Raw genomic sequence first — 11667 nt, forward strand, 5'->3', positions numbered from 1 at the left:
GTCAGGGGGTGTCAGCAGAGTATTTCAGGTAATGATTAAATTAATATTAAGCCGGTGAGAAAATCACCGGCGACGATCCTGCCTGCTGCAAAATAAAAGCATACGATACGGTCAGGCCTGAGGAACGCTGAATTCTGCTTTCGCTTTTTGTAACTGAGCCGTGAACTCCTGCGAGGTGTGCAGCGTTGCCACGACCGCGGACCCCACCAGCCGTGCCGCATCCACATCACTTTGCCAGTGATAGCCGCAAATCACCCGGCTTTGACCGAGTTCATATCCCCGTTTCAGGATCTCATTCTGTCGCGCAGGATTAACTTCGGCCAGTACCAGAGCCGTGGCCCAGCCAATGGCGGTGTGTCCGGAAGGATAAGAACCATTAGAGGAAAGTTCTGCTTGCTGGCGGGTGTTACAGGTAGCCACCTTATAAAAAGCAAACGGGCGAATACGCATATAGTGTTGCTTTGCCGATCGGGTGGCCAGATCACCGGCATCTTCGATCATATTAGTCAGTAGCTTGTAGAGTTGCGGGGTGGTTGCGGCACTGATCTCGTGGCCAAATGCCCCGGAGAACGCACTGGCTACCCCGCCACTGCTGAGATTTGCATCGTCGGCCGCCAGTTTACCGCGGGGGGTGTCGCGTAATAGCCGGCCCTGTTCATACATCGCCTGATCGTTGAGAAAAGTAAGACTGCCAGGCGCAGGCGGAGGGGGCAGTAAGGCCAGACTATCAATGGCCTGGCTGTTAGTCAGATAGTAGAGCTCAGGCCGGGTGGTCGCATCATTACCGGCGGGGATGGCGGCATATCCGGTCCCGCTCAACAGCCATGCAGAGATCATAAATACTGACAGTTTTTTGACCATAATAAACATCCTGTAAAAAAACGGTGAGAGGCACCGACGTTACCACGTCACATTGCACTTAACTCCGGTACCGGTCACAGTTCAGGCTTTGCCCGCAGGTCCGGACGGACAGAGACTCGCGGGGGGTTAATCAGGTGCGAGCTGTTCACTGTCCATCGCCATCAGAGCGTTTTTCTCTGCGTAGGAATTCCTCCGGAAAAACCGGACGTTAGCGATGATTTTCCCGGGAAAGCATTTGCGCAATGCCTATGAAACATTTATTGTTCCTGCGTCTGACGAACCGCGCGGACATTATTACTCTTCAGTCAGGTTTGTTTTTCACCAATGTCGTGCAGTAACGTCGGGAATTTATGGACTTTTTTTTACACTTTATCGACCTTTTCGGGACCTTTGTCTTTGCCCTGAGTGGCGCTATTGTCGGCGTCAGACATCGTTTTGACTTATTCGGCGTTTTTGCATTAGCGAGTGTCACTGCCATCGGTGGCGGCTGTATCAGGGATATTTGTCTCGGCGCGACTCCCCCGCCCGGGCTTGTTAATATCGAGTACTTTTTCTGTATCATTCTGGCGATCGCCTCCCTCTCCTTCTTTCAGAAACTGGTGTTCTCGTTTGAGAAACCGTCCCTGTTTTTCGATGCGCTCGGTCTGGGTTTTTTCGCGGCATTTGGCGCGAATAAGACCTGGCTTTACACACACAGTGTGCAGCTTTCCATTTTGTTAGGCTGTGTCAGTGCCGTGGGCGGTGGGTGCCTGCGGGATATTCTGGTCGGCAAGACACCGGTGATCTTTACTAAAGAGATTTATGCCAGTGCGGCAATGATTGGGGCTGCGATTGAACTGCTGGGTTCGGCTAATATCATCCCGGAACGCTACAGTATTTTGCTGTCGATTTTTGTCTGTACCCTGATCCGGATGGTGTCGCTGAAATACAATATCACGCTGAAAACTATCGCGAATAAATATTTCTGAACGTTAGTTAATGTCATATTTAACCCTAAATGCGGCGGGTCCCTTTCGGGCTGGTTGTCGCTTTATCCGGGTGTTACTGTAACGACCTCTGAAATTAAGATAATTATTGAATACTGACTGTTTTATCTGAGGCGATTATTATGTCTATTGTTGAAGTTGTTAAACAACGTTTTACTACCAAAGCCTACGATGCTTCCCGCAAGATTACTGCACAGCAGGAGCAGGAGTTACTGGATATCCTGCGTTACAGTCCGTCATCCCTGAACCTGCAGCCATGGCATTTCTTTGCCATCACCAGCGATGAAGGCAAAGAGACTATCCTTCCGGGTATCCGTGATTTTAACGCGGCAAAAGTCCGTGATTCAGCGATGGTTGTTGTTTTCACCAGCAAAGATACCCTGGATGATGCACAGTTCAGCAAGGTGCAGCAGCAGGAAGATCTGGACGGTCGCTTTAAAGATGAAGAGACTAAAAACGCCAACGATAAGGGACGCCGTAATTATATCGCTGCCTATGGTGGCTCAGATGAAGACCTTCGCTACTGGATGGAGCGCCAGACTTATATCTCTCTGGGCTTCCTGCTGCTGGGGGCCGCGGCGATGGGGCTGAATGCCACTCCTATTGAAGGTATTGATCCGGTGCTGCTGGATGAACGCCTGGGACTTAAAGAGAAAGGGCTACACAGTCTGGCCGTCGTCGCTATCGGCCATAACAGCGAGAAAGATTTTAATGCATCGCTGCCAAAATCACGTTTAAGTGAAGAGACTGTGATCACCCGCCTGTGATCTGATAGTCTGCCGCTCCCTGCCCGGCAGGGGCGGCTTGACTACCAGGTCTCCGCACACACAATCCCGGAGTGTTGCCTTGCGGCCTTATTTCCCGGGACCACCACTGAACCTGCATCTTCTGTTGTCATCCTTCCACCGTCACTGCTTTCTGTCATGGCTGCTGATGCACTGCGTGACCCGCCCCGTCTTTAGCAGGGATGGTCCATTGTTGCCGATTTTTCCCGTTCGCGGTTGTCTCTGATATGCCGTTCTGAGCGAGCCTGCCCCCTCAATGTTAACGATTTGTTTAACACAGACAGATAAACAGCATAAAATGTTGTTTCTTTGCATAAACCCTGATGATCCCCTGAGCGTAATAAGTTTTTTTTATTTTGCCTCTTTCCAGTCGGTGAAAAACGCGCTTTTATATAGTCATGAGCCGGCAGGTTATCGCACTGCACATCGCAAAAAACATAGTGTCCGGGGTATCCGACCCGTCTCACCTCAATCCGGCTGTGGGCTTGAAACAGAATGAAAAATAAAGGCAGAAAGGATAGATGAATAACCGTCAGGAGCTGACCCGCAAGCTGCACGAAATCGCGGGAGAAAAACAGGTTTTACTGAGTGAAGACGATAAGGCCTTTTACACCAAAGGATTCCGCGTCGGTCAGGGTGAAGCACTGGCCGTGGTACTGCCACAGACGCTGTTACAGCTCTGGCAATTGTTAGAAGTTTGTGTTGCCGAAGATGTTATCATTCTGATGCAGGCCTCCAATACCGGCGTCACCGGAGGTTCAACCCCGGACGGTAATGATTACGACCGCGATATTGTCATTATCAGCACCCGTTTACTGACCGGGGTTCAGGTCATTGATGATCACCAACAGGTTATCGCTTTTCCGGGCACGACCCTCACCGAGCTTGAAGACACCCTGAAGCCTCTGCAGCGTGAACCCCATTCGGTGATCGGTTCCTCCTGTATCGGCGCGTCTGTCATTGGCGGGTTATGTAATAACTCCGGGGGCTCGCTGATCCGTCGTGGTCCGGCATTTACAGAAAAATCGCTGTTTGCCCGCATTACTGATGACGGACATCTTGAACTGGTTAACCATCTGGGTATTGAGCTGGGCGATACTCCGGAGAGGATCATTAATGCGCTGGAGACACGCGAATACACGACCGGCGATGCTGCCGACTGGCAGGGTAAAATCTGGGCAGATGATTATTCTGAACAACTGCGCGATACTCATGCGGCATCACCGGCCAGATTCAACGGCGATAAACGTTATCTGTATGACAGTGCGGGATGTGCCGGAAAAGTGGTCGTCTTTGCCGCACGTTTGCCGACGTTTGCCGCCAGCGAAGCTACCCGTACCTTCTATATCGGCAGCAATGATGAAAGCGAACTGATCGGTTTACGCCGTTTTCTGCTGGAAAAAATGGATGAACTGCCCTTACAGGCGGAATATATTCACGCCGGTGCGTTTGACCTGACATTGCGTTACGCAAAACATATGTATCTGGCCATCCGTAAGCTGGGGCCGCAGGCCATTCCCGGTTTAATGGCCAACAAAGCGCGCTGGGATGTGCGGATCAGACATGCCCGTTTTCTGCCGCATAATTTTACCGATAAGCTGATCCAGGGCTTTAATCAGATAACCCCCTCGTTTATCGCACCGCGGATCATGGATTACCGCCGGCGCTTTGTGCACCATCTGATGATTAAAATTGAAGCCCGTCAGGCTGAACAACTGACGGCATTGCTTGAGGAGTATTTCAGCCAGCGTCCGGGGGAATATTTCCTGTGCGATGACCGGGAAGCTGCCGATGCCTTTCTGATCCGTTTCGCGGTGGGCGGCTGTACCATCTCCTACTGTGACTACCTCGGCTATGATACCAACCAGCGATTAATTGCTTTTGACGTGGCTCTGCGCCGTAATGATGACCAGTGGCGGATCCATCTGCCACCTCATCTTGCGGCGCAGGTCCAGGCCGATTCCTGTTGCGGGCATTTCTTTTGCTTTGTGAACCACCAGGATTACGTCCTTAAAGCCGGGGTGGATGCGAAGAAATTCAAACAGGAGGTGATGGAGTATCTGGAACAGCGTGGTGCCCGCTATCCTGCGGAGCACAATGTCGGGCACCTGTATCAGGCGTCCTGTGAACATGAACAACACTGGCGTGAACTGGATCCGACCAATACCTGCAACCCGGGGATTGGGAAAACCAGCCGTAAAAAATTCTGGGGCAAGTAACTTCATCCGAAAGTTTGCCTGCGGCCGGAGATCACCGGCCGCAGCTCAGGATCTCCGCACGGGCCACGGCGTCTTCCAGCCACTGATGTAACTGTTGCAGTTGCCGGACAGAGACGCGGTCATGCAATGCCGGCCGGTGTCCCCCGGCCATCTGACTCTGTAATTCGCTGGCCATCGCGTCTGCCGGCAATACACTGGCGGGCGCTTCAGCCCGCAACCCGCCCCCCTCAGTCATTTGCATGATTTGTTCACGGACACGGCCGAAAAACTGACGGCACCATGCGGCCAGTTGTGCGCAATCATAGCGTGGCGATTGCAGTGCACAAAGGATCCCCTGACGATCCGCAAACGATTCAAAACGGCAGGAAACCACGTACCCTGCCGAGAGTTCTTCCCGCAACCATTGATAAAACGCAGGCTGATAAATGGCCCCCAACTGTCGTGCTGCCGCCAGCTCAGCAGGCAGTTCGCTGTCCAGAGGCAGGAAGAATAGTAAGGCATTATCCCCGTCCCTTTCCGGCAGGTGGTGCGCTTCCCCCTTCAGTGGCGGCAGGATTGACTGTTCCTGTTGTAACAGCAGCGTCTGTTGCAGAAAGTGACTGATCAGCGAAAAAAGCGCGTCATCCTGACAGCGGACAATACAGGACCAGACCGGGGTTGGTTGTGTTACGGCCAGTCGTTGCGGGAACTCTGCCAGTAAACGACGGATCAGAATTTCCTGCGTTGTATCTTCGGCCATGACGGACGCCGAAAGATCCGGCCAAAGCGAGCAAAGCAGCCGGATAAGTTCCGCAGCCTCACCGGCTGCCGGTAACATCATTCTGACCTGAGGCACGCCCTGGTAAAGTGCCACACTGGCCTCGCCTCCGGCATGCCTGACACGGCTTATCCAGGGGTGCAGACGGTATCTGAGCTGTGAGAGTTGCGCCCCGGTCAGGGTCATACCGCGTACAGGCCGAAGGATTATGCCCGCCTCTGCACCAGGTATTTCTGAACGATAGCAGAGCGGGCCGTCCGCCGGTCCCTGCAGAGAAGCCTCCGGCAGCGAACGTGCCTGTGCCGGACGGACGGTTTGCGGATAGAAAACAAAGTCCGGTGCCGGCTCAGGTGAAACGTCACTGATCTCCGGTGCCGGCGACCACCGGCACAGGAAGCCGCGGGCTGTCGTGACCTGCCCTCCCTCTGAAGGTTCAGTCTGCAATTCACACGGGGACGTGCTGAGCAATGCCTCTGCCAGTGCAGTAATATCTGCGGTATCTCCGGCCTCCCCGCTGGCAACCTTTCTGACCTGTTCCATCGGACTGAGACGCAGAAAATCCTGCCGGGCCAGCCGTACGTAATGCGCCTGTTGTTGCGGGCTGAGACAACACACCTGTGCCAGCCAGTGACGAAACAGACGGTTGAGGTCGCCTGCCGGATGTGGCGGACCCGCGGGCCGGGTCAGCCGGATCAGTAACCACAAATAGCCCGGGGCCGCACTGACCACTTCTGCGGCACTGTGATGACACAGCCCCAGCCTGCGCCCGGCATCAATAAAGGATCCTGGTGCCGCATCACTCAGCAGTGCCTGTAATAAGGGAACCGCCGCCAGCAGTCGGCTCTGCGGGTCGGCAAGCAGATAACTCAGACAGTGCTGCCCTTCACCGGCCACATGTAACACCACCGGGATCTGCCGCTCGTTCACCGGCACCGGGGCCCGGGCGGGGAATGGCAGCGTCCGGCAGGCGTTCAGCGGCAGGAGCCCGGACAATCCGGCCTGTGACAGGGCCTCTGTCAGGGCGGCGGACAAGTCTGTCAGGGACAGCGGCGCACGGATGATCAGGCAGAGATTGCCGGGAGAGTAATATTGCTGATGAAAAGTCAGTAACGCCTGACGCAGGGCGGGAAGGTCACCGTCCAGGCTCTGCCGGTTACCGGCCACAAAACGACGGAATGCCGGGGGCTGGCCGATACCGGTAGCCAGTAACGCATTGATCAGGGTCGGCGTATGGCGGCTCAGCATGCCATATTCCGCATCAATGACCGGAATTTCGCGCCGAATAGCGTCAGCAGAAAATTCCGGTGACAATGCCATATCCAGCAACCGGGCGAGACCGGCGCTCAGTTCGTCTGACCGGACATCAAAATAATAAAGCGTCCTGCAGGCTTCTGTAGTGGCATTCACACGGCCGTGGCGGGCTGCCACCCAGGGCATTAACCGCTGCGCGCCGGGAAAGCGCATCCCCCCCTGGAACAGTAAATGCTCCAGCAGATGCGCTAAGCCCGGCCAGCGGGCGGGTTCATGGTGACTGCCGGCATCCACCCGCAGGCAAACCGCCGAGGCAGACAGGTCAGCCACCGACTGTAGCTGAACCGCCATGCCGTTGCTGAGGTAATACAGGGACGAGGACTCACTCATCCGGTTACCCGCGGGAGGTGAAGATCACCTTCGAGTTTTTCTGATTTCGGAACTGCAGTTGTGCAATACGAATATCACTGCAATCGGCTTCACGCCGCGCCTGCAGGATTTTATCGTGATGAGCCGATTTACTGCACACCGGGTCCGCATTGTCTGCGTTGCCGGTCAGCATAAACGCCTGACAGCGACAGCCTCCGAAGTCTTTCTCTTTCTCATCGCAGGAGCGGCAGGGTTCCGGCATCCAGTCATAGCCCCGGTAGCGGTTAAAGCCAAAGGACTGATACCAGATGTGCTGCAAGCTGTTATCCAGCACCGACGGAAACTCTATCGGTAACTGACGGGCGCTGTGACAGGGTAACGCAGTACCGTCCGGCGTCACGTTCATAAAAATTGCGCCCCAGCCTCCCATGCACCCTTTCGGGCGTTCTTCATAGTAGTCCGGCGTCACAAATAACAGATTGGTCAGATTGCCGTCGGCCTGCATCTTCTCGCGATAACGCTTCACCACCGCTTCTGCCCGCGCAATCTGGTCACGGGTCGGTAATAACCCTTCCCTGTTCAGTTGGGCCCAGCCATAAAACTGGCAGGTGGCTAATTCAACATCATCGGCCTCCAGCTGAATACAAAGCTCAATGATGCGGTCGATCTGATCAATATTATGCCGGTGCAGAACAAAGTTAAGCACCATCGGATAGCCATGGGCTTTGATTGCTTTCGCCATTTCCAGTTTCTGATGGAAGGCTTTTTCCGAGCCCGCCAGTGCGGCATTCAGCGTTTCATCACTGGCCTGGAAACTGATCTGGATGTGGTCCAGTCCCGCTTCTGCAAAGGTATCCAGTTTTTTACGTGTCAGCCCGATACCGGAAGTGATCAGATTGGTGTAGAACCCCAGCTCACGTGCCCCGGCAATCAGTTCCGGCAGGTCTTTACGCACTAAAGGCTCCCCGCCGGAAAAACCGAGTTGTACACTGCCCATCTCGCGTGCCTGACGAAAAACGGTCAGCCACTGCTCTGTAGTCAGCTCAGACTGCTCTTTGGCAAAGTCGAGCGGGTTCGAGCAGTACGGGCATTGCAGCGGACACCGGTAGGTCAGCTCCGCCAGTAACCAGAGCGGCGCTTTAATCTCAGGATTAATTTGCGTCATGGAACATGATCCATTTCTGCTTACCGGCCGCCTGCAGGAAATCGACAACATCGTCATCCACTCCGCCGGCCTCCGGAAAGCGCTGATTCAGCAGGTCGATAATCTGTGCCACTGTCCGTTGACCATCCACCTGTTCCAGGATCATCGCCGCAGTTTCATTCAGTTTCGCCATGCCTTCCGGGTAAAGAATGACGTGACAATCCTGAGTGGCTTCCCATTGCATGCGATATCCGCGGCGGAACATCACCACCGATTGTTCAAAACTCATGGTTATACCAGTCGGGTTGTGTGCCAGACCGGCTGATCTGTCACGGTATGATAAGGAGGGCGTTGCAGACTGTAGGCCATGGTCATGGCATCCAGCATCGTCCAGAGAATATCCAGCTTGAACTGCAGGATTTCCAGCATCCGGTTCTGTTTATCTGCGGTATCGAAGTGCTCCAGCGCCAGTGCCAGACCATGTTCAACATCACGGCGGGCCTGACTCAGACGACTGCGGAAATAGAAGTAACCTTCCTCTTTGATCCACGGATAATGCTGAGGCCAGCTATCCAGACGGGACTGGTGAATTTGCGGGGCAAACAGTTCCGTCAGAGAGCTGCAGGCGGCCTCTTCCCAGCTGGCGCGGCGGGCAAAATTCACATACGCATCGACCGCGAAACGAACACCGGGTAAAACATGTTTTTCAGAAAGTAAATCTTCACGCGATAACCCCACCGCTTCACCGAGCTGTAACCAGGCTTCGATCCCGCCTTCACTGCCGTCTGCACCGTCATGGTCAAGGATACGCTGTACCCACTTACGTCGGGTCGCCGGGTCCGGGCAGTTCGCCATTATTGCCGCATCTTTCAGCGGAATGTTGGTCTGATAATAGAAGCGGTTCGCAACCCAGCCCTGGATCTGTTCACGGGTCGCCTGGCCGTTGTGCATAGCGATATGGTAAGGGTGATAAATATGGTAACAGGCACCTTTATCCCGCAATGCCTGTTCAAAAGCCTGCTTGCTCAGGGTGGTAGTGATCGTCATGGATTAATCCTGTAGCTGTATCGCCATTCCGTCCCAACTCACCTCAATGCCCTGCTGTTGCAGGAACCGGCGCTGGGGCGAATCCTCATTGAGGATGGGATTGGTGTTGTTAATATGAATAAGAATTTTACGACTGGCAGGTAAAGCCGCCAGCAGTGTCATCAGCCCCTGCTCTTCGGCGAGTGCCAGATGACCCATTGCCCGGCCGGTGTTTTTACCGACGCCGGTGCTTAGTAATTCATCATCCTGCCAGACGGTGCCATCGATTAACAGGCAGTCGGCTTTTTTCAGCCAGGGCAGGATCACATCATCCGGCTCACCCAGCCCGGGGGCATAGAATAATGATTTGCCGTTTGCTTTGTTTTCAATGAACAACGCGACATTGTGTCCGGGCAGAGGACGATCACGGTAAGGTGAGTATGGCGGTGCATTACTGAGAATAGGCACCGCGGTAAATGTCAGATTACCGCAGACCGTTACGCTGAAGGGTTCAAGCGGACGAATGGCATGGTGCTGCAGACCACCATTCCAGTGCTCCAGCATCGGGAAGACCGGAAAACCGGTACTAAGATCCTGATGAACTTCGTCTGTACACCAGACACGGTGCGGACAGCCTTCACGCAGGCTTAAAAGCCCGGTGGTATGGTCTATCTGGCTATCGGTCAGAATAATATCCCCGATGGCGGTCCCGCGCAGTACACCGCGTTTTACCAGCTCAGGGGTCATGAAAATTTGTCGGGAGATATCCGGAGAGGCGTTACATAAGACCCAGTCTTCACCGTTATCACTGACAATGATTGAAGACTGTGTCCTGGCGTGAGCATTGATGGTACCGTCACGCAGCCCTTTACAGTTGCTGCAATTACAGTTCCACTGCGGGAAACCACCACCGGCAGCAGAGCCCAGCACTTTGATAAACATAAAATACTCTTTACTGAAGGTAAGTGCCGCCCGAAAGCGGCCACTTATGACACCGGATAATTAACGGTTAGAAATGTACAGAGTCACTTCCATACCCAGGCGCATATCTACGAATTCAGGTTTTTTCCACATAATAATGACCTTAATACTTAAAATGTTAATGTCCGAAAAATAGCCTGCGACCGGGTGCTGCCCGGGTTTCCCGGAACACCCCCCCTTCACAAGGCCGATAAATGTTGCGCCTTTGTCAAGCAGAGGTCAATGAAAAGATGACTAAATTCTTTTAAGCTGTCATAAAATGTTCGACGATACGTAACCAGTTGTGACGGCAGACTTTGTCGATCACCGCCCCGCTCAGCCCTGCCTGGTGCAGACTCTCTTCAATGGCCGGTAACCCGGTCACATCTTTAAGTGCAGCAGGCACACTGGCGCCGTCAAAATCAGACCCCAACGCCACATGATCTTCACCGGCATGGTTGATCATATAACGAATATGCCGGGTAATGAGTTCTGTCGGCGTATCGTCGTTTCGCTGACCGTCCGGTCGCAGAAAAGCGTTACCAAAATTGATGCCTGCCACGCCGCCACTCTCTGCCAGGATACGTAATTGCTCATCGGTCAGGTTACGCGGCTGGGGGCAGAGTGCATGGGCATTCGAATGGGTCGCCACCAGTGGCTGATGGCTGTAGCGCGCGGTATCAAAAAACGCCTGCTGATTCATATGCGAGACATCAATGATCAGGTTCAGTGCGCCAAGCTGGCGGATAAAATCGATCCCTTTGTCCGTCAGTCCGGGTCCGCTGTCCGGTGAGCCCGGGAAACTGCCGGTGATGCCCTCGCCGAACCGGTTAGGGTTATTCCAGAACGGACCGACACTGCGGACACCTCCCTGATAAAACTCGTTCAGTAACACACCTTCAGTATCCAGCGCATCCGCCCCTTCAATATGAGCAATCATCGCCAGCACACCGTTTTCCAGGCAGTAACGGACCTCTGCGGCCGTCCGGCAGATTTTGGCCTTACCGTCTGAAAACTGTTCCAGACGACCAAGGATTGCCAGCTGTTCGCGCATGACGCTGACGTGGTCACGCAATGCTCCGAGGCGCTGCGGGAAATGCCGGGCGACATAGCTTTCCGGCGGGACGAAGATAGCAAAAAATGCGGCCCCTAACCGGCCCTGACGGATACGGCTAAAATCCAGATGACCGTCGCAGCCCGCCCGGAAGAAGTAATGTTCCGGATTTTCCGGGTGTTGCAGCCATAACTGCATCAGTAAATCATTATGGCCATCAAAATAAGTCGTTATTGTCATACTTTCTGATCCCAT

Annotated in this window: 11 protein-coding genes; 3 read left to right on the plus strand and 8 right to left on the minus strand. The window is 54.0% G+C overall.

Annotated elements, in window-relative coordinates:
- Positions 1-111: 111 nt before the first annotated feature.
- Positions 112-837 (minus strand): acid phosphatase PhoC, encoded by a 726-nt coding sequence (gene phoC / locus GTPT_RS11195; protein ID WP_029990309.1) that lies wholly within the window; start codon positions 835-837, stop codon positions 112-114.
- Between the two features lie 374 nt (positions 838-1211).
- On the opposite strand from phoC, the gene GTPT_RS11200 reads away from it, so the two are divergent.
- The 3 genes from GTPT_RS11200 to dld all read left to right on the plus strand — a co-directional run bounded on the left by GTPT_RS11200 (position 1212) and on the right by dld (position 4851).
- On the plus strand, positions 1212-1829 hold the full coding sequence (locus tag GTPT_RS11200; protein ID WP_025901986.1) for a trimeric intracellular cation channel family protein: 618 nt from the start codon (positions 1212-1214) through the stop codon (positions 1827-1829).
- A 140-nt stretch (positions 1830-1969) separates the two neighbouring features.
- The gene (gene nfsB, locus GTPT_RS11205; protein WP_025901985.1) at positions 1970-2614 is read left to right on the plus strand and encodes an oxygen-insensitive NAD(P)H nitroreductase; all 645 of its coding nucleotides are present in this window, start codon (positions 1970-1972) and stop codon (positions 2612-2614) included.
- A gap of 539 nt (positions 2615-3153) precedes the next feature.
- Entirely contained in the window at positions 3154-4851 is a 1698-nt protein-coding gene (gene dld / locus GTPT_RS11210; RefSeq protein WP_029990311.1) for a D-lactate dehydrogenase, read from the plus strand.
- Positions 4852-4882: 31 nt separating this feature from the next.
- On the opposite strand, the gene pqqF is transcribed toward dld, so the two are convergent.
- The 7 genes from pqqF to GTPT_RS11240 form a co-directional block, all read right to left on the minus strand.
- A complete protein-coding gene (gene pqqF, locus GTPT_RS11215) occupies positions 4883-7249 on the minus strand; it encodes a pyrroloquinoline quinone biosynthesis protein PqqF (protein ID WP_071780105.1) in 2367 nt (788 codons plus the stop codon).
- Between the two features lie 4 nt (positions 7250-7253).
- Positions 7254-8393, minus strand: a complete 1140-nt coding sequence (pqqE, locus tag GTPT_RS11220) for a pyrroloquinoline quinone biosynthesis protein PqqE (protein WP_025901982.1) — start codon at positions 8391-8393, stop codon at positions 7254-7256.
- Entirely contained in the window at positions 8380-8661 is a 282-nt protein-coding gene (gene pqqD, locus GTPT_RS11225) for a pyrroloquinoline quinone biosynthesis peptide chaperone PqqD (protein ID WP_025901981.1), read from the minus strand. Before pqqD ends, pqqE begins: the two co-directional genes overlap by 14 nt.
- A 2-nt stretch (positions 8662-8663) precedes the next feature.
- On the minus strand, positions 8664-9419 hold the full coding sequence (pqqC, locus tag GTPT_RS11230; RefSeq protein ID WP_025901980.1) for a pyrroloquinoline-quinone synthase PqqC: 756 nt from the start codon (positions 9417-9419) through the stop codon (positions 8664-8666).
- A gap of 3 nt (positions 9420-9422) precedes the next feature.
- A complete protein-coding gene (gene pqqB / locus GTPT_RS11235; protein WP_025901979.1) occupies positions 9423-10340 on the minus strand; it encodes a pyrroloquinoline quinone biosynthesis protein PqqB in 918 nt (305 codons plus the stop codon).
- Positions 10341-10400: 60 nt separating this feature from the next.
- Positions 10401-10472: a pyrroloquinoline quinone precursor peptide PqqA gene (gene pqqA / locus GTPT_RS17540; RefSeq protein ID WP_071846626.1), complete on the minus strand. Its 72-nt coding sequence runs from the start codon at positions 10470-10472 to the stop codon at positions 10401-10403.
- A 151-nt stretch (positions 10473-10623) separates the two neighbouring features.
- On the minus strand, positions 10624-11652 hold the full coding sequence (locus GTPT_RS11240) for a dipeptidase (RefSeq protein WP_025901978.1): 1029 nt from the start codon (positions 11650-11652) through the stop codon (positions 10624-10626).
- Positions 11653-11667: the final 15 nt, after the last annotated feature.

Origin of the sequence: Tatumella ptyseos ATCC 33301 (assembly GCF_000735525.1) — a bacterium.
Lineage (GTDB): Bacteria > Pseudomonadota > Gammaproteobacteria > Enterobacterales > Enterobacteriaceae > Tatumella > Tatumella ptyseos.

Coding starts and splice junctions, on each gene's coding strand:
- pqqF (WP_071780105.1), bottom strand. CDS start 7,249: ATGAGTGAGTCCTCGTCCCTGTATTACCTCAGCAACGGCATGGCGGTT.
- pqqD (WP_025901981.1), bottom strand. CDS start 8,661: ATGAGTTTTGAACAATCGGTGGTGATGTTCCGCCGCGGATATCGCATG.
- dld (WP_029990311.1), top strand. CDS start 3,154: ATGAATAACCGTCAGGAGCTGACCCGCAAGCTGCACGAAATCGCGGGA.
- nfsB (WP_025901985.1), top strand. CDS start 1,970: ATGTCTATTGTTGAAGTTGTTAAACAACGTTTTACTACCAAAGCCTAC.
- GTPT_RS11240 (WP_025901978.1), bottom strand. CDS start 11,652: ATGACAATAACGACTTATTTTGATGGCCATAATGATTTACTGATGCAG.
- pqqC (WP_025901980.1), bottom strand. CDS start 9,419: ATGACGATCACTACCACCCTGAGCAAGCAGGCTTTTGAACAGGCATTG.
- pqqB (WP_025901979.1), bottom strand. CDS start 10,340: ATGTTTATCAAAGTGCTGGGCTCTGCTGCCGGTGGTGGTTTCCCGCAG.
- phoC (WP_029990309.1), bottom strand. CDS start 837: ATGATCTCTGCATGGCTGTTGAGCGGGACCGGATATGCCGCCATCCCC.
- GTPT_RS11200 (WP_025901986.1), top strand. CDS start 1,212: ATGGACTTTTTTTTACACTTTATCGACCTTTTCGGGACCTTTGTCTTT.
- pqqE (WP_025901982.1), bottom strand. CDS start 8,393: ATGACGCAAATTAATCCTGAGATTAAAGCGCCGCTCTGGTTACTGGCG.